Here is a 22,541-nt window from a genome sequence, read left to right on the forward strand (position 1 = left end):
CTACGAAATGAAATACCGGGAGAATCTTTTTATCATAATGCAAGAGCGTGCTCATGAACAACTATAGGTCGTTAAAATGAAGCACCAAGCCCGTCTTGTCGTCGGATTTTTTGAATCTTGCGTGGGTTAAACATTCCGGGTCAGCCTCTTCGATATCCTGTAATTCTTGCGTATACTGCTCAAGGCCGTATAAGAGTATACGCTTCGCGATGTAGTCCCAATAGGATCGATCACTCGGCACATCGTTCACAGGCCAGAATAACCCATCCGTTAATAGAATCAGATGGGCGATTCGGGATCTATTGATTTTTCCGTATTCAAGAAAATCAACGGCACGGGGATCCCCGTTCAAGACGCCGTAGCCTCCATTTACGTTGCTCTTAAAGCGGTTTTCCCTAATGATATCAATTACCGTCCCGTGGAGTTCTTGCTGACGGGTCAGTCCCTGATTCACGCCCTCCTCCCATTTCGCGATGGCTGGAGTTTCCAAATGAGCGACTTGTCTCCAGGTTAACGGCCGGACCTCCCCGTCCTGGTACACGGCAAGGATCATGCAGTCACCGGTCTGCAGGAATTCCACGCGTTCCTCCTGAATTCGTACGAGAGCAAGAGCCGTTCCCCAGAGCCCGTCTTTTTTCTCCATGTCGACATGGGCTTGCTGCATGAGTTCTCTTAACTTATCGTTTGCTGCCGCAGCATGCTCCGCAAGCTGTTCCACTTGATCCAGTGATTCAAAAAAGTTCTTCACCGCTTGGGCAGCAACATACCCTCCCGTTTCCTTCTTATCGCTGAGGTAGGGAACTACGGAGGATATCCCGTCTAACACGCCGTACAATCCGGCCTGCTCATGAATTATGAGTGCATCTTCATTTAAGAAATGGATCCCCTTCAGGGTGTACTGCTCAATGGTTACCATAAAAGCCCCTCCTACACAATGAATTCTGTTTTATTGCTGGATTCGTTATTTTCGCCTGGCCGTATTCCAAAATAGCAGACAAGTTACGAGCATTGCGAGCAGAAAGCTGCTAATGGCCGGGACGACAAGCTGCAATACATAGAGCGGTCCCCTCCCTTCTACAACCGTCAACATGGCCATGAACATTACAAGGATATAGACCGTAACGAATACGCGCCAAAAGGTTATAACCGAATGCGCATGCGCTCTTTTCGTGGGCGCTACGTACAAATGACGGTGAACCCACCATGCAGTCAGGATCAAGCCTAATAGGGTGCTGCCGTGTTGGCCTAACTTGTACACCGGAATTTGTACGGTACCGATATGCAGCATTTCCGTAAGGAGGGGAATCTGATTGACGATCCATGCTCCCGTGTGCGTGAACTGATCCCATAGCAGATGCGTGCCAACGCCTGCTAGTCCTAAGAGGATTACGGCCAGCCACCCTATTGTAGAGACGGGTAGTTTCCCGTCCCGCTGCCAGCGGTACGGGAACCATGAAGGTAAATAAACGTGCAGAACCGGACGTATGACCTTCTCAAACACAACGTACAGCAGCAATATCAACGGGAGATTGAATAAGAGAATACCCGGACCCTCATGCCCCCATACGCCAGCCGCCCGAAAGCGGATGAAATACTCAAAATCCGGCGCCATGCACCCGATAATGAGTGCGGACACGGGTAACGACTTCTTCTTCCACCACGGCATCGTGATGACGGGGTGCGCGAATGTAAAAGGCATAATCTCTCCTAACTGCTGATTTTATGTATAAACGATTTTTTACTATTCTAGCATCAACACGCTTTGAAGGGTTACGATATTTTCGGCAATTCAAAAAGGACAGGCTTCCGCCTGCCCCACAAAAACCAAGATTTACAGCAGTTCACGTGCGAGCAGGCGATACACTTCCAGCCGCTTTTCCTGCGAATGCGGAATGCTGCATATCATCGCTTCCTGGAATCCGTAGTGCGCTTGCTCTTCCTGCAAGCGGGCTGCGATATCTTTTGCCGCTCCCACCAGATGAATTTTGCGCCCTTCCTGGATAGCCATCCGGTCAATTTCAGTTAAAGATACATTCTGAGCCTCTTCGGGTGTCATCAGCTGCGTAATTCGGCCCTTGCTCATCATCAGCCGGAAAATATCCTGAGGCAGCGCCTCATACTCCGCTTCTTCCTTTGTTTCCGCTGTTGTCACCATATAGGATACGTTGATTTCAGGCTTCTCCATGAACGGAGATGGTTGGAAGTTATCACGGTAATGGTCCAATATGTCTATGCTCATCGCTCCGTTAAAGAACTGTGCGAAGGAGTAACCGACCCCCATCTGTGCCGCTTGCAGCGCACTGTTGCCGCTGGAGCCGAGCAGCCACACTTCAGGCAAGGCGACTCCCGTAGGTGCGGCGGCATTCGTGGCATACAGTTCATCTTCCGGCACCTGATCGCGAAGAAGCTGCATGGTGACGGAGAGCTTGTCATACATGTTATGAAGCATCAGCTGCCGCCCTTCGGACAGAGCGTACATGGCACTCGTATCGCCGCCTGGCGCTCGCCCTACGCCAAAATCAATCCTTCCGGGCGTAAATGCGCTTAACGTCTTAAATACTTCCGCGAGCTTCAGCGGAGAATAATGCATCATCATGACGCCGCCGGTGCCGATGCGTATCCGCTCGGTTTTTGCCGCAAGCCTGGCGGCCGTCACTTCTGGTGCGGAGCTGGCAAACGTATGTCCTCCATGATGCTCGGCCATCCACATTCTGCTGTATCCCAATCCATCGGCCAGAACAGCCAGTTCTTCGGCTTTCATCAATGCACTTTCCGCCGTGTTGCCGCTGGTGACGGGAGCTTGATCCAGTACGCTTAATCTCATATGATATCTTCCCTTCTTCGATTCGATTAGATGACCATTTTGCTGCCGATCCATTCCTCCAAGGCGCTAACCTTGTCCTTAAAGCGTTCACCGCGCATTTCCTCCGACAACGAAGCGATAGTCTCTCGCTTTAATACAGCTTTCCAGGAAGACTCGGCTTCTTCCATCAAATCGGACAGCAAGCAGCAGCTTTCTTCTTTTTGCAAGTCGAGCATGTCCACGAGAATTCCGTGGGACGAGTATAGGGACTGTTGTCCTTCCACCGCGAGGTAAACGTCGTATACACGGATCTCCTCAGGTTTCTTTTTTAATCTGAAACCGCCCTTGATGCCGGGAACAGACGTGATCAGATCAGCGGTTACCAGCTTTCTCAACAATTTCTGAAAATAGGTCACGGAAGTTCCCAGCTGCTGGCTAATCGCTTCCCCGGGCAGCACCGCCCTGTCCGGCAGCATGTTGAGCAGAACCAGGGCATATACGGACTGTTCCACGCCGGTTTTCATATGCATAAACAGCACCTCGTTTTACGTATGGATTTGGTTTAAAATGCTATTCATATTTAAAGCGGATATTCAATATCCACGTTATATCATATATCAACCGGATTCAAATGTAAAACCAAACGGTAGCGTTCATCTCATATAAAATGCTGGACGGGATCGAGCTGATGGCATGACCTAGTTCAGCCACGTTTGGATATGACTTCATCATGACTAAAGCATGACAGGTGTAAGGCTTTTATATGACAGAAGTAACTGTTTCGATAGACTGCCAAACCCTATACTCATAGAAACGCATGACAAAAAAACACCGCTCTCATTGAAAGCGGTGTTCTTGTCTTAATCAATCCGGATCCCTAAGTGCCTGCCTGAGCAGCGGAATAGCCTTGGTCCGGTCATTCATGCCGATTTTCTCATAGATGACGCTAATGTAGTTGCGAACCGTACCTTCCGTGATATATAACATATCGGCGATTTCGCGGTTGTTCTTATATTCCGTCATCAGCTTTGCAATTTGCAATTCCCTGGGGGTCAGATTATAGTTCTGCACTGGAATCTGTGGAACTCCGGTCGTTCTTAACCGGGCCGCCAACTTTGCAGCCACCTTGGAAGGGAGCATAAGCTCGCCACGAATCGCCTCGCGGATCGAGGCGATGATTTTATGGGACGTAAAGTCTTTAAGCAAATATCCGGATGCTCCTTTGGCCAGTGCCTCTATAATGAAATCCTCTTCGGTGAACGTCGTGAGGATCAGCACGATCGTTTCCGGATTGGACTGCTTAATCTGATGCGTTGCCGCAATTCCGTTCATAACAGGCATTTCGATGTCCATTAACACAAGCTGTGGACGCAGCTGCTCCACCAGCTCGCAAGCGGTCTGCCCATTGTCCGTCGTAGCAACGACTTCCATTTCGGGCTCCATATTGATAATGGTCTCAAGGCCTTCACGGACAATGGTTTGATCCTCTGCAATGAGTATGCTTATGCTTGACATTTCTGATCACTCCTTAAGCGCGGAGCGGGGCATGGTGAGTAATAACACACAGCCTGCTCCATCCTTCGTGCTGACCTGGAAGGTGCCGCCCCTTCGCCGGGTCGTTTGCCGCATCATGGTCAATCCGAATCCAAGCCGTTCGGACGTAAAGGGCAGCCCGTTATTTTCGAGCGTAAACTGGATAGCGTCTTCAGTCTCGATCAACTCAAACCGGAAGAATGTGCATTGCCCGTGACGAATACCGTTCGTGATCCCCTCCTGCAAGGCATGGCGGATCAGCTTCTCGGCCTCCGGCTCGAGACTGCCATCGGAGACTTCAATTGTGTGCTCCACGTTGACTTCCGCATATTGCTCGGAGTCGTTGATGATTTGCAGCAAGGAATCCCGGAACGTTGTTGAAGCAGCCGCTTCCTCAGCAAGCATATGCACGGATTTCCGCATTTCATGAAGCCCTTTGCGGAGCAGATCGGACGCGTGCTTCAATTTCTCCGTCGATTCCGGTGCGTTTTGGGAAGACATTTTCAGACCGAGCTCTAACTGAACGACGCTGGCTGTTAGAATATGTCCTACGTGATCGTGAATATCGCCGGCAATTCGGTTCCGCTCGGCGAGCACGGATATTTCCGACAACGCTCTGGCCCGTTCTTCCAAAGAATGCTCAAGCTCAATGGTCCTCGCCTCCACTTCGCGTTCCAGCGTTGCATTCCAGCGTGCCAGTTGGAGATGCAGTTCAAGGCGTGCCAACAGCTCCTGCTTGTCGACGGGTTTCGCAAGATAATCATTACCGCCGTGTTCGAAACCGGCAATCAGATCCGTCATTTGACTTTTGGCGCTGAGGAAGATGACAGGCAATTCCCCAGAATTGTATTGCCTGCGTATTTCTTCTCCTAACTGGAGACCGGATACGTACGGCATCATGACATCCAAAAGCGCAATGTCCGGTTTGTATCCATTCTTGATCCATTCCAGGGCCTCTTGCCCGCTGCAAGTCGATCTGAGTGAATACTTTCCTGCCAGGAACTGCAAGAGTACCTGGACGTTAATCGGATCGTCATCCACGATGAGCACTGAAGGCAGTTGTTTATTGAAGTCTGGCTCCCCCTCAGGTTCAACAATCTCCCAATGTTGGAATGACTCCGTCGGAATGTAATCTGCGACAGGCGAAGGAGGGCTCTTCGGCTTTCCTTCGCCAGCCATGGGGAGCGTAAAGCTGAACGTCGAGCCTTCACCAAGAACGGAGGTTACTCCAATCCTTCCGTCATGCAGTTCAACTAGCTTCTTAGTAATCGAGAGTCCGATCCCCGTACCGCCTTGTTGAGATCGATCCAGAGGATTAATTTGTTCGAATGATTCAAAAATACGGTCCAGATCAGCTTCTGCGATGCCGATTCCGCTATCGGTTATCTGAATCGAAACTTGTCCTTGCAGCCTCTTTGCCGTGACGGTAACCGTCCCGGTTTCCGTGTAAGCGATCGCATTTCCAATTAAATTATGCAAGATTTGCTGCAACCGATTCTCGTCTGCCCTCACGTACATATCGTCCGGCAATTGATGGGATAGTCGAAGCCCTTTCTTCTCGGCTAATGGGTTGAGCACTTGAAGGGTCAGCTCGACGGCCAGACGCAAGTCAACCGTCACGATGACCAAACCGATTTCCTGGTGCTTGAGCTTTGAGAAATCCAATATATCGTTGACCAAATGGGCAAGCCTCTGGCCACTGACCTTCATGAGCCGCAAAAGATCGATGACGGGCGATGGCAGTTTGCCGGAGCTTCCGTCGATCAATGCATCGGCCAGACCGATAATGCCATGGAGCGGAGTACGCAGCTCATGCGATGTTTTTGCCAAAAATTCATCCTTCAGCTTGTCTAATGTCAACAAACGCTCCGACAATCGCTCCACTTGGGAAAATGCCCGGGAGAATTTCATGGACAGCAATAATGCCTGCAAAAATACAAACCCGAGCACACCGAACTGCAGCAACGCCGGCGTTGTTAAGACTCCATTACGGTTTAAGGTATCATTGACCGCCGTCAGGAAAATCAGGGTAAATCCGAGTATGAGGAGGACAGCTCCTTCTTGTCGTTGCCTTGCTACCTGAATGGATGCATAGACGGCATAGAGGACAAGCCCGATGGAATAGATCTGAAATGGGATCAGGGAATGATCATACACCCGAATATCTGTTGTAAGCACCAGTAACGTTAAGAATATCGTGAAAAACTGCGTCAAACGCCATATCTTGCGGGATAGAAATTGAGGAAACAAGTAATATATATATGAGATCAAAAATAATTCGCCGACGTAAATCGTTAAATACGATACTCTTGCAAACCATTCCCATGAGAACGCTGGGAATATTTCCAGTATAAATCTCGAACCCACCAGCATCGTTCGAACAGCCATGCACATACAGAACAATCCGAAATACAACGGAGTAACGTCGTTGCGCCTGAGCACGTACAAGAGAACATGATACACAGCGATCACCAGCAATGAACCGATGACGAGACTGTCTCTTACAAGCTCTACCGACTTCTCCTGTTGCAGTTGCTTGGCGTCTCCAAGCTCAAAGGCATTATTAATCCCGCCCTTGGGATACGTAAAATTGGCGACCTGAACCAGAAGCGTCAATCGTCCGTCCGAGTCCGGCTCAACGGGTACGACTACAGACGGACCATACTTCGGAATGGATGCCTCGTGCGTAGATGCTGGTATACCGGCCGATGCCGCCAGGGTATCGTTGACCCATAGGGCGTATGACGAATAGATGTTGCGCAGCTTGAGTGCAATCGGCTCTTCAGAATCAAGCCCGCTAATCGTCAAACGATACGTTGCATATCCGTCGGCTGGAAGCTTTCTGCCGTTCACTGAATAATTCGTCCAATACTCGGGCATATCGACGTACGCACTTACGGCAGGAAAGGTCCCCTGTTTCAGATCGTCCGGATCCAGCAGTTGGTTCCAATAAAATGCCCACTTTCCGTTCAGCGCAATGGACCCGTCAGTGCCGAAATCCCATCCTTCCAGCTGAAGCTCACCGTTCTGTACGCTCAAGGACGACTTCGCAGTTGCCATATCCGAATGGCCGGCTAAAGATAGGAATAGGTAAAAAAAAACAGGGCAGCCGCGTGTTTACGCCATCTCATGCGAGAATGGACGCAACATCGATATAAATTTCATCGCCTAACCGGGCATTCCCCAGCAGACGAAGATGTCGCTTGGATGTAAAATCTTTGGGTTCGTAACTGTTGGGTGCTTTAGCGGGGGACAACAGCTTTAGTTGGATATAGGTTTCCGCTACAAGTTTGCTGCAGAAGAAGTCGCGGAACGAAGTAGTGATGCCGAACTTGCCCTCGATGATCTCCCAATACATCTGTTTTTTATCCGGGAACACGGCATCATGCACTTGCTCGATAAAATGATCCAGCAGCTCGTACATTTCGGGTGTTCGATCTGCATGCAGATGACGGATCGCAAACATCGTATCGTAATGGTTGCTGACATCGGTTGACAATCGATCGCGTAATTTCACGAGCTGAGGACCTGATTTCTTGATATGTAACCACGTATCCTCCAGATTATCGAGCGATGTGGATTCCCATAACAGCACTTCATCGTTCGGAGCGCGCACGACCATCGCAACATGTGACCACGGACAATGTTCCAGCGCTTCAATTCGAAGACTTCCCTTGGCTACCCCATGAGCGAGTAGAATATCTCCGGTCTGAAGCTTAGGTTCAATCTCATTATAAGGAACGGTATTTTGGTTCATATTATCCCCCTAGGCTGGTGAAATTCACCATGAATTTTGTCCTTCAGTTTAATACTAAACGGAACCCATAAATTGTCAATCACTGAAATTGGGCTATGGCATCGTCTTTGTCCCTTCTCGAATCCATTTTTAGTAGATATAGGTGATTATCGGTTCGTACAGATCTGCTTTCGGTTGTCGGTTTACGCAAACAGGCCTGCCCGGATTTGCTACAAGGCAGGCCTGTGTATTTTAATGGTTTTCGATTACATATTCTGGCGCTTCTCCTGTCACGCTTCCTCCCATAACCGCTTCAGATTGTCCAAACCCAATTGGGTTCCTTCCCTGCAATCCTCCATGCCCTCGAATTCCAGCGTTATATCCCCGTCATAACCGGATTCTTTAATGAGTCGAAGGATTCGCCGCACATCCAGATCCCCCTGCCCGAAGATAGCGCCTCGTAGGTAATTGCCATGGGAGGTTCTGAACCACTTCCCCCCGCCCGGATCCTGATCAAACGGACGATAATAGAAGTCTTTCACGTGGACGAGCGAGGCCAGCGGCAAGTTGCGTTTCACGCCGACCAGCGGCTGCTCGTCAACACATAGAAAGTTGCCGATATCCAAGGTCGTCTTGAAGTTCGGACGGTCGACTGCCTGCAGCACGCGCTGCACCCGGTCGCTTGCCTGCACGCTCACGCCATGGTTTTCGATTGTGGTCGTGATGCCGGACCGGGCCGCGTAATCCGCGATTTGACGGCAGCCTTCCACGATCATGTCCAAATGGGTTTCCACGTAATCGATGCCCATCTTCTCCGGCGGCAGCGTAAACGCCGTTACGTCATGCCGCATATGCTTCATTCCCAGCCGGTTGACCGTATCCACGTGGCGCTTGATCCGTTCGACCTCCGCATCGAAGTCGTCCCTGTTCTCCTGAACGAAATTAGCGGGCATGGAATAGTTGGATAGTGCGATGCCGGCTTCGGCCGCCCGTTCACGCACCGCATCGGCAAGTCCGGGATTGTCCTCCAGCGTAAATCCATAGGGCACGATCTCCATATGCTGTCCGCCGTTCTCCGCGATCCAATCCACCACATCCAGCACCGTCATCTCGCCTGCACGGATAGCCGGCAGCAAGCTGTAGGTGCTCACACCAACCCTCATTGCATGATTCCTCCTTTATTTGCTTCTTCCATCGTAAGCTTCCTGATAGATTACCAGGTAGCGGGCTACATTCATGGCCTCCAGCTGCTTCACGTAGCTGTCCCAGTCTTTATCCAGATCGGCATCGCCAATCACGAAGCGTGCCATCATTTCATCCACGTAATCGTTGATCGTTTTGGACAGATCCGCTACCTCGGACGCCTGCTCGTTTGTCAAAAACAACGGCGGAACGGTGCTGACATCGGTTGGTTTGTAAGGTTCGTATTTATTCTTCGTCTCGTTGTACAATACGACTTCCAGATCGTCGTCTCCTTTGGCAACGGCGCTCAGGCGGAATTCATTTGTCCGCAAACTCGGGCCGGTTTGTATCCAGGCAATATTTTGCACCGTACCGTATGATTTTAGCTCCGACCAGACCGCTGGCTCCCCGTTGATGCCGACCTCGCCGTCCTTCGCTTCCCTCCATTCCTGGTCCGGACGGCCATAGACGCTGCGCAGCGTATGCTCCCGCTCGTACAGGCCATCTGCCCAGCGCAGGGCTAGCTCAGGATGCTTGGCCTTTTTCGTGATGACGAATGCACCCGGGTTTAATCCGGTGGAATCGAGAGCCGCATAGCGAACGCCGTTAGGACCTTTGAGCGGCGGCACCGTCTTATATTCCAACCATCTGCCGCTTTCGCCGAGGAGTTGCGTAAATATCCCCTGATGGCCGCCGGTTGAAGCACCCAGAATGACCGTATCGGGATTCTCCCCGATCTGGATCAGCTGATTGTCATCCTGCGTGAACGACTCTGGAGCGAGTAATCCCTCGGCATACAGCTTGTTCATATACCGCAACCCTTCCCGCCACTCCGGTTTGTTGAAGGCGACGTCAAGCTTGTCGTCTCTAATGAATATATGCTTGTAACTTGAGCCGTAAACCGGATTATAAATGAAAGAGTTCAACAGGAACGCATCGATGGAGGAGCTCCAGGATTTCGGTGAGATCGATAGCGGAATTTCATCCTGGATTCCGTTTCCGTTCGGGTCCTGTTCTTTGAAGGCCTTCAGCACCTCGTACAGCTCATCGGTGGTTTCCGGCATCTTCAGATTGAGTTTCTTCAGCCAAGGCTCATAAATCCACATCTTCTGGCTCATGGAGCAGTGGTAGCATTCATTCACTTCCGGAAGCGCATAGATATTGCCGTCCAGCGCGGTAATCGTGGATTGGATCTCGGGATTATCCTGGAATAATTTCTTGGTGTTCGGCCCCTGCTTCTCGATCAAATCATTCAACGGGAGAAAGGCGCCCTGCGAGCCGTAAATCATCTGCTGCGCCGGGGATATGTTCAATCCCAGGATGAGATCGGGATAGTCCTCGCTGGCAAGAACGAGATTCAGCTTCTCCTGCATGCTCTGCTCCGGAACGACCTCCCACTCGATGTGCACATTCGTTTTTTCTTCGTACCATTTGGTGAAACCGTTCGTTTCGAAATTCTCAACCAGCGGATTTCCCCGCACCATCACCTTCAAAGTGGTTTTCTCTTGAACCAGCGGATAGGTTCCCGGTTCGGATAATACAATTGCCTCGGTACCCGTATTTTGTGCTTCATCCGCGCCTTTCGGGCCCTGTGACCCGGTACAGCTTGCAAGAAGGATACTGAATACGGTGATAGCACCCATAATAACCCGTGTTCTTTTTCTCATAACGTCCCGCCCTCCTGAAATGATGGATGTACTATCCTTTTAACGAACCGATCATGACCCCTTTGACAAAAAACTTCTGCAGGAACGGGTAAACGATCAGCAGCGGAACCGATGTCACCACGATCAGCGAATATTTCAGCAGCTCCCGCAGACCTTGCCGGGCCGCCGCGGTTTTGGCGTCGCCGAGCATTTCGATATTGACCTCGTTCTGCACCAGAATGTCGCGGAGCACCAGCTGCAGCGGGTACAAATCCGCGCTTTTTAAATAGATCATGGCGTTGAAATATTGGTTCCAGTGGCCGACGGCATAGAATAAAGCGATGACGGCCAGGATGGGACCCGAAAGCGGCAGCACGATGCGCCACAGGAACCGGAAATCCGTACAGCCGTCCAGCTGCGAAGCCTCCAGCAATTCCGTAGGGATTGTCGTCTGGAAGTAGGTCCGCATGATGATGACGTTCCACACCGACAGAGCGCCGGGAATGAGCATCGACCATACCGTGTCAATCATGCCGAGATCCTTCACCAGCAGGTAAGTCGGGATCAGTCCCCCATTAAACAGCATCGTGAACACGAACAGCAGCATGAACAGGCCGCGGCCCCGAAAATCTTTGCGTGACAGCGGGTAAGCCGCCATGACGGACAGAATGAGATTAATCGAGGTGCCTGCCAGCGTATAGAACAGCGTGTTCATGAAGCCTTTGGCAACCATCGTGTTTTTGAACACCGCACGGTACCCCTCGAGCGTCGGTTCGACGGGCCACAGCCATACCTTTCCCGATAAAACCGCGCTGCTGGAGCTGAAAGAAGCACTGACTACATAAATCAACGGATATAACACAACGATCAAGAAAACGGATAAAATGACATAGTTCACCACCGTAAAAACGCGGTCCGAGCCGGATTCCTTCATGGCAGGTGATTGCATACATGTCCTCCTTTCCTTACCATAGACTTTCCTGCTTCAGCTTTTTGGCCGTCTGATTCACGATCAGCAGCAGCGCGAAGCCGATGATCGCTTTAAACAAGCCAATCGCCGTGGCATAAGAGAAATTCATCGCTTGGGATACCAGTCCAACCTTGTACACATACGTGTCGATGACCTCGGAAGATCGCAAGTTCAGCGCATTCTGCATTAACAGGATTTTCTCGAAGCCGGTCTCCAGCATTTGCCCCGTATTCAGAATGAGCAGTATGATGGCGATGGGCATAATGCCCGGCAGGTCAATATGGCGCATTCGCTGCATCTTCGAAGCGCCGTCGATGACGGCTGCTTCATGGAGTGCCGGATCAATCCCTGAAAGCGTTGCCAAAAAGATGATGCAGGAAAACCCGACGTTCTGCCAAATATGGGACCACACGTAGATCGACTGAAACCAGGAGGCCTCGGCCATGAAATGATACGGACCAGCGCCGATCCAGCCGAGCATCGTATTGATGAGTCCCGTTCTCGGGTCCATAAACTGCAGCATCAGGCCCACCAATACGACCAGAGAGATGAAATAAGGCGCGTATGTAACCATCTGGACGGTGTTCTTGAAACGCCGGTTTCTTACATAATTCAATCCGAGCGCGAGCAGAATGGGAAACGGGAAACTGGCTATCAGCGTGTATAAGCTGATCGAGAACGTATTCTTAAGCAATCGCCAAAATTCATGCGATTGGAAGAAACGTTCGAACTGGGCAAATCCAACCCATGGACTGCCATTGATTCCTTTTGTGACGTTGAACTCTTTAAACGCAATCTGCGCGCCGTACATCGGCACATACTTGAAGATGATGATGTACAATAACGGGAGCAAAAAAAGCGCGTACAATTGCCAGCTGCGGATGATACTCTTCCAGCCACTCAGCAGTTACCACTCCAATCTTCAATGGGATTCGTCCCGATCCGGTCCGTGATTGGAGTATATACAGCCGGCTTGTTCCGCGTAAATCTACATATTTCCGGTCAACTATTCAGAATTTTAGAATGGGCTGTTATTCTTCAATCCGGTATTACGCATTTCTTTAGATTAAGCATCATCTCCGGCCCGGTGAAGGCGTCTGTACTCGGTGGCGCTTATCCCGTTTACGCGTTTAAACGCCCGGCTGAAGGTGTTGAGCGACAAATAGCCGCAAGCTGCAGCGATGTCGCTGATCGGCTTGTCGCTCGTCGCCAACTCCCGCTTTGCCTCATCCATTCGGAGCTTCTCAAGATACTCCGAGAAATTCAAGCCCGTCTGCTCCTTGAAGAAGTACGATACATAAGCTTCGGACGTATGGGTTTCCCGGGCGAGCGCGGATAAACTCAGATCGCTCTCCCCATAGTGCTTCTCGATATAGCTCAGCAGCCGGTTCGTTAAATGAGCATTATGGCTCTTCTTCCTCTCCTCGTTCTTCTGACATAGGCGAACGAAAGCGGCATAGAGAATATTCATGGCTTCAGCAGGGGATAACACGGGATTTAACGCTCGGATGACGGCATCCGTTTCCTCCGTTCTGTAGCTACCATCATTCCCTGTCTGTTCGTTGCACTTCATCAGAGTACCGCTAAGCTCCTGGACAAGGAGCTTCTCGACGGCCATCGGCATTTGCCGATCCGACTTGTTCTTCTCTTTGATCTGACGAAAAAGCTGCCTTGTCTCATCCAGATTGCCGGCCTTCACAAGCTGGATTAACCGCATTTCTTCGTCTGCCGGGTAATAATAGGCAAAGGCCGGCATTTCCATCTCGGCATGATAGAAGATAGGAGACTTCTCGCTCCATCCCGCATGATGCAGGACGAACTTGGCCTCCCCGTAGGAACGATACAGCTCGGCAATATTGGACCGGAACTCGCCTACGGCCATGTACAGGCCCGTGCCGGAAATTCCAATCAGATGCTCATAAATCGACTGTAGATTTCCACGCATTTGTATCGTGAATTCCTCTTTGTCCGCTGCCGTTCCCGACAAGACCAGAACCAATTGATTTTCACCAAAGTCATGCAGCAGCGCCCCTTCTCCGCATAATGATTGAATCCGGTCGCGGATGTTGATTTTCACAATATCGAGCTCCATCAGCATTTCTTCCATGAATGGCTCATGGTATCCTCGAATATGAAGAAGCGCAACCGCATGGTAAGATCCCCGGAGCTGGACCTGCGCGTGTTCCATGGCAGCCTCCAGCTCCTGCATCGACATGAAGCTCCCTTTCAGAAGACGGTCAACCAAAACGTTTCGCAGCATCGGAATCTGCTCTTCCAACCGCTCCTTCAGCGAATCATGGCTTTCAACCAGCTCGGAAACGGAATGGCCGATATAATCAACGGCGTTACGCGAAGCAGCATGAGCTGCTTCCGATCGGGTTGAAGGCAGCAGCTGAAGGATTTTGAGGAGCGGCCTGCTGCTTCGATATGCCAAATAACCGGCTACGCCTAACCCCAACAGCAGAGCTGTAACGAAGATGGTTAACGTCAGCTGCTTGATATAATATACCTTTTGGAGCACCACAGATTTAGGTTGGGCCGATACATAGCTCCATCCGTTGTAGTCAGATGTGGATTGCGTCACAAGCATCTCCTGTTCATCCCATTGGATATGGTTATCGACACTTCTCATGGGAAACGCTTTCATATAATCCTGTTCTTTCAGGCCGATAGAGCTGATTAGGTTTCCGTTAGCATCCGCTATATAGGCAAAGCCCTCTTGTTCCGGATCGACCTTGCGGAGCATGTCCTGGATCTGCCTATTGTTAATCAGGACCGTAACGACCCCGCTGCTGCTTTTGTTCCCGAAGGATTGCATATAACTCACGACGGAGTATGGTTTGCCTTCATAAACAACCGAATGTCCCGGCGTATACGTTTTATAATGATACTGCCCGAACAATGCTTCCCTCCATTCGCTTGACGATTGGCCTTCATAACGCAGCAGCAAACGATAATACTGGTCTGCCGTATACACCTTGCGGGGAGAGATGACCATGCTGCTGTTCTTGTACGCGACGAAATAATCCACGATGAAATGATTAACCAGTTTGTAGTTAAACAAGCTCTTTTCCAAATCCCACAGCCGGTATGGGCCTGTGCTGGCAAATGGTTCTTTCTCGAATTGAAAGGATTGGATCTTGGATTCGCTCGACATCTGCCGTGCAATGTTCTCGATTTCGGCAAATCGCTGATCCAGCGCTTCCTGAATTTGTTGCAGTGCCGCAGAGGTGCTCTTTACCGTCTCGTTTTCAATCAGCTCCGAGGTTTTCCCATAAGCAAACCATCCAACCAATAGGGAGCCTACCAGAATGACGGCATACGGTATAAAAAATCGAAACAACAGCCCTGCCTTTTCTCCCGAAACGGATTTCACCGGCATCTTCCCCCTTTCTTCCCTTCAGATATGATCCAATATATCAAAGATGGATGCGCATAGTCAGTAGACCGAAAGGCACTGATTCCCCCCTTATTAAGCGTCCGTAAACGCAAAAAGAACCGCCGATGCAGAGCCCATTCGACCCTTCGGTTTAACCCCGTTACCTAGCTTCGGCATATCCTTATCCGGCATATTCGCAAGGGTAAGGGCATCCCGCTGCTGCAGGTATGCATGATCTGTTCATGGGCAACATGCACGGCTCCACCGGAACGATGAATGGATTGAATGGAACTGGAGACTGTCGTAAATTCAACCGTAAATTGGTTATCCTCATCACTATCCCTTATACTGGATAAGATATTATCATTTTCGAGAGGAGACCATACCGATGAATGTGAACGAATCTCTGAAAAATGCGTTGTTTACTAAGGAATTTACCCATAACCCTTATCCGGTGTACGAGAAATTGAGGCAAAGCGATCCCATTATGAATCTGCAATTTCCGGATGGTCGTCACGGGTGGCTGATCAGCAGTTACGCTGAAGCCGTCGAAGCGCTCAAGGATGGCCGGTTCAGCAAGGACGTCACGAAGGCAATGGGCGTGGAACAGACCAGCGTATTCAGCACGAATATGCTGTTCTCCGATCCGCCGGATCACAAACGGCTTCGCGGATTGGTCCAGAAGGGTTTCACGCCGCAGAGAATCGCGGATATGCGCAGCCATATTCAAGAGATCGCGGATAACCTGTTGGATGCCGTCTCCTCCAAAGACACCATGAATCTTATTGACGAATATGCCTTTAAGCTTCCCATAATAGTAATCAGCGAGATTCTCGGCGTACCTGCCGAGGATCAGGACAAGTTCCGGGTATGGTCCAATTCCATCATCGGCGCTTCCAATCAGCAAATGAACGAGCAGGTTGTCCAGCATATGAACGAATTCATCGCTTATTTGAAGGATTGGTTCGCCAAGATTCGTGAACAGCCCGGCGATGATATGATCAGTCAGCTGGTTATTGCCGAGAACCAAGGTGACCGCTTATCCGAACAGGAGTTATACGGCGTCGTTACCCTGATGATCATAGCCGGTCATGAAACGACGGTGAACCTGATCGGCAATGGCGTGCTTGCATTATTGGAGCATCCGGAGCAGCGGAAGCTTCTGCAGGAACAACCGGAACGGATTCATGGCGCCATTGAGGAAATGCTTCGCTACAACGGTCCCGTAGAATTCAGCACTTCCCGATGGGCAGCGGAGGACTTGGAATTTCACGGCGCTCGTATGAAGAAAGGCGACTTGGTTGTCATCGCCCTTAATTCCGCTAATCGCGATTCCGCACAATTCGAGAATCCTGATCTGTTCGATATCACCCGGGAGAAGAGCCAGCACTTAGCCTTCGGCAAAGGAATACACCTTTGCCTCGGAGCACCGCTCGCCAGGCTGGAAGGTGAAATCGCAATTAACACGCTTCTTCGCCGTTTTCCCGATTTTGAGCTTCAATGCAATATCGACGAGCTGGAATGGAGGCCGGGTATGATCGTGCGCGGCGTGAAGGAGATCCCCATTTCACTTCGTTCTTAAAAAACAGCAGAATATATGTACACCTAGTAAAAAGGCGAACCCTAGAAGTAGTTCGCCTTTTGTTTGTGGATATGTTCAATTAAGTTAACATATATAATATTATGTAAACTAGTTAACTGATGAACAACGAGCTTTAGTCCTTTACCGAAGCGATTAATATATATCACTCGTTTTATCCACCCGGTGTTTAAGTTATTGATATGGTAATAATGGGTAAAATTAGAAAGTATCACTCTGTAAAACGATGGACTTCAGAATTTTATAACGGAAGAGGATGAGACGAATGAAGTCTTCTAAAACCTATGAAAATCAACCACAGCGCTCAAACTACGCCGAACGCAACCTATGGGCCGGCATCTTGTTCGGGTTAGGGCTGGTCGGATTTATCGATGAGGTGGTATTTCACCAATTGCTGCATTGGCATCATTTCTACGATAAGTCTACAAGCGATATCGGCCTTGTCTCTGATGGTCTGTTTCATGCGTTCAGCTGGTTTGCTACCATTGGCTCCACGTTTCTGATTGCCGATCTGCACCGAAGAAACGCGTTTTGGGCTAAACGATGGATTGGAGGCATTCTGTTAGGCGGTGGCGCTTTCCAGCTTTACGACGGCATCATCCAACACAAGTGGATGCGACTGCATCAGATTCGTTATAACGTCGTAATAAGACCCTATGATTGGGTCTGGAATCTGATTGCTGCCGGCATGATCATCGCTGGCATCATACTCATTGTACGAACTCGAAACCGCGTTCCTTCCCGGAAGGCCGCATCCTAAGATGAGTAGCCATTCGTTTCATCATCATGGTGCCGGAATGTTCGAAGGCGCTACTCTATGGCACCCTTGGGAATGGATTTTGAGTTTCTTCCTCGCTGGCCTAATTCTGCTCTATTGGACAGCTGCTGCGGTTTCCAACCGACGCCACCGCATATGGCCTGCCCATCGTTATGTTTGCTGGATTGCGGGATTGAACTGCATAGGTTTGTCGCTGGCTGGCCCGTTGGCCCGGCTTGCCCCTGCGAATTTCCCGATGCATATGCTTGGGCATCTGCTGCTCGGCATGCTTGGGCCACTGCTGATTGCGTTTTCTGCTCCAATGACGCTTCTGCTTCGGTCAATCAACGTGCTGTTCGCTAGAAAGATAAGCCGATTGCTTAAGAGCAAGCTCGTCCACTGTATCTCACATCCATTGGTGGCCGCTTTGTTGAATATCGGCGGCTTATGGATCCTCTACACCACCGGGTTGTTCACGGCCATGCATTCTAGCCTAATTCTTCATATAGCCGTTCATTTTCATGTGTTTGCAGCCGGATATCTATTTACGGTTTCTTTGATCTGCGTGGATGTGGTTCCCTACCGCCGAAGCTTTCGGCTTCGTGCGTTCATCCTGATCATTGCCATGGCGGGACACGGGATACTCTCCAAATACTTATATGCCCATCCGCCCGACGGCGTCCCTTCCGAGCAGGCAAAGCTTGGTGGAATGCTGATGTATTACGGCGGCGATGCCGTGGATCTTGTTCTCGTGTTGTGGTTGTGTATGCAATGGTATAGGTCGTCCCGTCCGCGATCGGCATCGTTTCATCCAATCTCGGATTAATCGCCGCTTACCGGATTATGCTTGGTGTCACTGGTCTCCTCCGGCAGGCTGTTGGATATGCTCGGTACATTGCGCGGCTTATATTCAATGAGTTCCGAAGAGTATATGGCTACAGTCATTCTTCCCCCGTTCCCGAATGCCCGAATGAGTATGGGTTGATTATAGGCGTTCTCAAAAACAAAGTCCGGGCCTCCCCAGCTAACCGTCGCGTCACGTCCAGGCAGCACGTAAGGGACGTTCCGGCTGTGAGAGTAGCGCTTCACAATCTGCAAACCTGCACGGTCAATCGCATTATACAGAGTCGAAGAAACCTGACAGATTCCGCCTCCCACTCCTTCGGACAATTCGCCTCTTACGATCACGCCGGCACGTTTGTAACCCCTGTCCACCGTTCTCATGCCGACGACCTCATTGAACGAGAACGTTTCCCCGGGGAATACGACTGCGCTGTCAATCGCTTGAGCAGCCAACGAGATGTTATGGGAACGATTTTTGTTATTGGAATTAAAATAGGTTACATAGTAGCCGATCGGCTTGACGCGAATGGAAGCCAGCAGCTCGGTATCCACTTTCGGATATATCGGATACCTCGGCGCTTCGATGGAAGAAGCCCCGGTGCCGTACCAATACGAGTAGTATAGCTCCAATAGCTTGCGGCGGTCCAGACGATGGCCGTTCTGACCCGGAACGATCTGGCCGCTGCTGCCAATCTTGGCATTTCGGGCCTCCATATAGGTCTTGCGATCAAGTTTATCCACCCATTGATCGTATTTGTCCATATCCAGCAGCGGGAACACATCAAGCGCATGTTCGCTTCGATTCACGCTTTCCATGACTTTGCCTTCCTGGGTAATCGTTAAATTGTCGTTCTCCGGTTCAGTCCCTTGCAGGAGCATGAACAGTAGGCTAATGACCGACATCCATTTCAAGTGGGTTCACCTGCTTTATCTTTGTGTTTTCCTCGTCTTCGTGCGTTTTTCCTGCTATGCCCGTTTACACATCTCTTTGGTATTATGATTGCATTCTAGGTAAATCATTCAAATTGTTTTCTTAACCAAAAAAGAAACCCGCACATTCTTTGTGCGGGTTCATGACATAAGTACAATTTTATAAAGAGGCTTGTGTCTCTTTCCTGCGGCTAATAGGCATGACGAGAAACAAAAACGAGCTGACGGCCAGTAATTCCGCGATCCCGATGACGGTGCCCATCGGAGCTGCCGTCGTTCCGTCTCCAAGCCCGACAAGAGGGCTGGCGGCGGCGCCTAAGAGCAAAGGCAGCAAGCCGAGCAATGCAGATGCGCTGCCTGAGGTATGGGCTTCCTGCTTCTGCATCGCCAGTGATGTTGTCGTTGCGCTAACCATCCCTACGGCCGAGACGATCAGAAACAGCATCGGGGCTATGAGAAACAGTCCGCCGCCAAGCCATGTAATGGCAAGCAGCGATGTGCCGCCAAAGACTGCAATAAGAAGTCCCGTCGTCAGGAGTCTGGTTTCTCCTGTGCGGGAAACCAATCTGCCGGTAATTTGGGAGAACAGGACGATACCAACCCCATTAACGGCAAAGAATAGGCTGTACATTTGAGGAGACACCCCGAAGATATCCTGCAGTACGAAGGGCGATCCCGAGATATACGCGAACATCGCGGCCGATACGAACGCTTGGGAGAGCGCATATCCGATAAACACGCGATCCCGAACCAGCGTTCCAAAGGTTTGAAAGGTTTGCCTGATCCCGCCGTTGGCCCTATTCTCCCGGTTCAACGTTTCCGGCAGACCACACCATACGGCAAGCAGCATCAGCAATCCGGTCAGAAACAGGACGACGAATACGCCGCGCCAAGACACAAAGTTCAGAATAAAGGCTCCGAATACAGGAGCGATAATCGGAGCCAATCCGTTAATTAGCATCAGCAACGTGAAAAATTTGGTCAGCTCCGAGCCGGTGTATAAATCGCGCACGACCGCCCTGGATATGACGATGCCGGCTGCTCCGCTTGCTCCCTGCACGAAGCGGAGCGCAACCAGAACCCAAATCGACGGTGCAAATGCGCACAGTAAGGAGGTTACTGAATAAATAATCAGGGATATAATCAGCGGTGCTTTTCTCCCCCGTATATCGCTGAGCGGCCCGGCTACGAGCTGTCCAAGCGCCAGTCCGAGCAAAAATGCCGTCAAGCTTAATTGGGCTAACGATGCCGGCGACCCTAAACTTTCCGAAAGTTTAGGCAGTGCAGGTAAATACATGTCAACGGAGAGTGGTCCAAATGCCGATAGGGATCCGAGAATCAAGGCAAACTGGAGTCTCTTTCCGCGAGTCACGACCATAGCTGAACCGGTTTCTTTGGTGGAAATCGACATACTGACGGATACTTCCTTTCTCTTGAAACACATTGATGCGTAGATGATATGATGCTGGCAATCCTTCTTGGCTGCCAAGCAACTATCCTATCATAGGTTATTTTTTTGTATATTACCATCCATTTTTACTAGGCCAGCGGGATGCGCAAAGTAAACGTTGTGCCAATGCCCAGTTCGCTATGTACCGTAATTCTCCCGCCATGATCTTCTACAATTTTCTGGCACAGGGACAACCCGAGTCCTGTTCCTTCTTCCTTGGTCGTATAGAACGGATCGAAAATTTTGGCTAAATTTTCATCGGCGATCCCTTTGCCAGTATCCTCGATCTGAACAACGGCCATCTCCTCTTCTGCTTTAAGCGAGATTCGAACGGAACCGGTGTTTTCCATCGCCTGGAACGAATTACGGATCAGATTGATCAGTACCTGAATGATCTTGTCCCGGTCCATCACGATTTGGATCGGTTCATCGCTTAAGTCGAGCAGAAACACATGTCCGTGCGAAGCCGCTTCGGATTCACATAAGGAGTAAACGCGCGTCATGCAATCCGATAGGGACTCAACCCTCATATTGCTGACATGCGGCTTTGAAAAATGTAAAAATTCAGCCGTCAGCTCCCCTACCCGCGTGATTTCTCCCATGATAACCTCGTACCAGGGTTGTATATTATAACTTTGATTTTTGGAAAGCTGTATAAAGCCTTTAATCGAAGTCAGCGGATTGCGTATCTCGTGGGCCATTCCGGCAGCGAGCTCCCCCACCATCTTCATTTTTTCCGTTCGGATCATCTCCTCCTGGCTTCTCATCCAGGAATTGCGGCGCATCTGGAAAATCCGGTCCTCCGCCGTACTGATGATCTCCTGATACGTTAATGCTTCATGCGGGTAGCAAGTAATGCTATACGTCACCTGTACGCCGATGTGCTCAAAATTGAACATGGTACTGTCGATGTTGACATGCTCCGGAAGCAGTACGGCGAAGCGGTCTCCTGCATAGCGCGAGGCGGCCAGCATATCGTTCAGGAACAATCTCCGCAAAGCACGCGAGAATCTGATCAGTATCTCATTTGCGGTGGAAATGTCCTTCGCATTTAACGATTTAAAGTTGTTGATATCAAGCAGCACCAGCTGAAACGGCTTGTTGACCTCAATGAGCTGCTGGACTTTATGCAAATACCCATCATAATTCAATAGACCGGTTAATGCATCATGGTACGTTAAGTAATCATTCTGCTTATATAAATTCTTCTTCTCTGATTCCAGAAAGTTTACAAAGTGGAATGAAATCACAATCACAAAGGAAGCCAAACAATCAAACACGGAGACCAGAACATTGTATTTCGTAAACGGCACGTAAGTCAGACGGATTAAAGAATACTGAAGAATGATCAGGAAGCAGAGCGGCATCGTTTCCTTAAAATGTTCTTTTTTATGAATAATATTGATGATCAGTATGTAATACAGCAGGATACACCAGTTTAATTGACTCACATAGTGAAACGCCCCAAGGAACAGAAATTCAACATAACGAAGCCATTCGTACTTACGATCAAAAACGACGGATACGTACAATAAAGTTGCCGTGAGCAGCATCAAAGGAATGGACGTTTGATAACCGAGATAAACCGACGACACCATGATAAAAACCGATATCAAGGGAACAAATAGGAGCTTAAGGACTACGAACGACACAGCAAATCACTCCTAAATCGCTATTACTGGCGCATATTGCAGAAATCAAAGAGGCAAGTT

At 49.9% G+C, this 22,541-nt stretch carries 18 protein-coding genes; 3 read left to right on the forward strand and 15 right to left on the reverse strand.

Going from position 1 to position 22,541, the window contains the following annotated elements; genetic code table 11:
• Nucleotides 1–61: 61 nt before the first annotated feature.
• From BMX45_RS19925 to BMX45_RS19980, 12 genes are all read right to left on the reverse strand, one after another.
• A complete protein-coding gene (locus BMX45_RS19925; RefSeq protein WP_090911188.1) occupies nucleotides 62–916 on the reverse strand; it encodes a protein phosphatase 2C domain-containing protein in 855 nt (284 codons plus the stop codon).
• 45 nt (nucleotides 917–961) lie between these two features.
• Entirely contained in the window at nucleotides 962–1,699 is a 738-nt protein-coding gene (locus BMX45_RS19930; RefSeq protein WP_090911189.1) for a DUF4184 family protein, read from the reverse strand.
• Between the two features lie 132 nt (nucleotides 1,700–1,831).
• On the reverse strand, nucleotides 1,832–2,824 hold the full coding sequence (locus tag BMX45_RS19935) for an LLM class flavin-dependent oxidoreductase (RefSeq protein WP_090911190.1): 993 nt from the start codon (nucleotides 2,822–2,824) through the stop codon (nucleotides 1,832–1,834).
• Between the two features lie 26 nt (nucleotides 2,825–2,850).
• Complete coding sequence (locus tag BMX45_RS19940) at nucleotides 2,851–3,333, reverse strand: RrF2 family transcriptional regulator (protein ID WP_090911191.1); 483 nt, start codon at nucleotides 3,331–3,333, stop codon at nucleotides 2,851–2,853.
• A 334-nt stretch (nucleotides 3,334–3,667) separates the two neighbouring features.
• The gene (locus BMX45_RS19945) at nucleotides 3,668–4,318 is read right to left on the reverse strand and encodes a response regulator transcription factor (protein ID WP_090911192.1); all 651 of its coding nucleotides are present in this window, start codon (nucleotides 4,316–4,318) and stop codon (nucleotides 3,668–3,670) included.
• A 6-nt stretch (nucleotides 4,319–4,324) separates the two neighbouring features.
• On the reverse strand, nucleotides 4,325–7,396 hold the full coding sequence (locus BMX45_RS19950; RefSeq protein ID WP_254778145.1) for an ATP-binding protein: 3,072 nt from the start codon (nucleotides 7,394–7,396) through the stop codon (nucleotides 4,325–4,327).
• Nucleotides 7,397–7,463: 67 nt separating this feature from the next.
• Nucleotides 7,464–8,093, reverse strand: coding sequence for a hypothetical protein (locus tag BMX45_RS19955; protein ID WP_090911193.1), 630 nt, complete (start codon nucleotides 8,091–8,093; stop codon nucleotides 7,464–7,466).
• A 269-nt stretch (nucleotides 8,094–8,362) separates the two neighbouring features.
• Entirely contained in the window at nucleotides 8,363–9,235 is an 873-nt protein-coding gene (locus BMX45_RS19960) for a sugar phosphate isomerase/epimerase family protein (protein ID WP_090911194.1), read from the reverse strand.
• Between the two features lie 15 nt (nucleotides 9,236–9,250).
• Complete coding sequence (locus BMX45_RS19965) at nucleotides 9,251–10,921, reverse strand: ABC transporter substrate-binding protein (RefSeq protein WP_090911195.1); 1,671 nt, start codon at nucleotides 10,919–10,921, stop codon at nucleotides 9,251–9,253.
• A gap of 31 nt (nucleotides 10,922–10,952) precedes the next feature.
• Nucleotides 10,953–11,849, reverse strand: a complete 897-nt coding sequence (locus tag BMX45_RS19970; RefSeq protein ID WP_009590217.1) for a carbohydrate ABC transporter permease — start codon at nucleotides 11,847–11,849, stop codon at nucleotides 10,953–10,955.
• Between the two features lie 16 nt (nucleotides 11,850–11,865).
• Nucleotides 11,866–12,723 carry an ABC transporter permease gene (locus tag BMX45_RS19975; protein ID WP_254778146.1) on the reverse strand — a complete coding sequence of 286 codons (858 nt, stop codon included), beginning with the start codon at nucleotides 12,721–12,723 and terminating at the stop codon, nucleotides 11,866–11,868.
• A gap of 213 nt (nucleotides 12,724–12,936) precedes the next feature.
• The gene (locus BMX45_RS19980; RefSeq protein WP_090911197.1) at nucleotides 12,937–15,252 is read right to left on the reverse strand and encodes a helix-turn-helix domain-containing protein; all 2,316 of its coding nucleotides are present in this window, start codon (nucleotides 15,250–15,252) and stop codon (nucleotides 12,937–12,939) included.
• A gap of 385 nt (nucleotides 15,253–15,637) precedes the next feature.
• On the opposite strand from BMX45_RS19980, the gene BMX45_RS19985 reads away from it, so the two are divergent.
• The 3 genes from BMX45_RS19985 (at nucleotide 15,638) to BMX45_RS19995 (ending at nucleotide 18,432) form a co-directional block, all read left to right on the forward strand.
• A complete protein-coding gene (locus BMX45_RS19985; RefSeq protein WP_090911198.1) occupies nucleotides 15,638–16,831 on the forward strand; it encodes a cytochrome P450 family protein in 1,194 nt (397 codons plus the stop codon).
• 283 nt (nucleotides 16,832–17,114) lie between these two features.
• The gene (locus BMX45_RS19990) at nucleotides 17,115–17,609 is read left to right on the forward strand and encodes a DUF2243 domain-containing protein (RefSeq protein WP_090911199.1); all 495 of its coding nucleotides are present in this window, start codon (nucleotides 17,115–17,117) and stop codon (nucleotides 17,607–17,609) included.
• A gap of 1 nt (nucleotide 17,610) precedes the next feature.
• On the forward strand, nucleotides 17,611–18,432 hold the full coding sequence (locus tag BMX45_RS19995) for a cytochrome c oxidase assembly protein (protein ID WP_090911200.1): 822 nt from the start codon (nucleotides 17,611–17,613) through the stop codon (nucleotides 18,430–18,432).
• On the opposite strand, the gene BMX45_RS20000 is transcribed toward BMX45_RS19995, so the two are convergent.
• From BMX45_RS20000 to BMX45_RS20010, 3 genes are all read right to left on the reverse strand, one after another.
• Entirely contained in the window at nucleotides 18,429–19,352 is a 924-nt protein-coding gene (locus BMX45_RS20000) for a VanW family protein (RefSeq protein ID WP_254778160.1), read from the reverse strand. The two genes, BMX45_RS19995 and BMX45_RS20000, sit on opposite strands and share 4 nt — an antisense overlap.
• A gap of 187 nt (nucleotides 19,353–19,539) precedes the next feature.
• The gene (locus BMX45_RS20005; protein WP_090911202.1) at nucleotides 19,540–20,790 is read right to left on the reverse strand and encodes a multidrug effflux MFS transporter; all 1,251 of its coding nucleotides are present in this window, start codon (nucleotides 20,788–20,790) and stop codon (nucleotides 19,540–19,542) included.
• 128 nt (nucleotides 20,791–20,918) lie between these two features.
• Nucleotides 20,919–22,481: an ATP-binding protein gene (locus BMX45_RS20010; protein WP_090911203.1), complete on the reverse strand. Its 1,563-nt coding sequence runs from the start codon at nucleotides 22,479–22,481 to the stop codon at nucleotides 20,919–20,921.
• Nucleotides 22,482–22,541: the final 60 nt, after the last annotated feature.

The sequence above is a fragment of the Paenibacillus sp. cl141a genome (assembly GCF_900109305.1).
GTDB classification, from domain to species: domain Bacteria; phylum Bacillota; class Bacilli; order Paenibacillales; family Paenibacillaceae; genus Paenibacillus_AQ; species Paenibacillus_AQ lautus_A.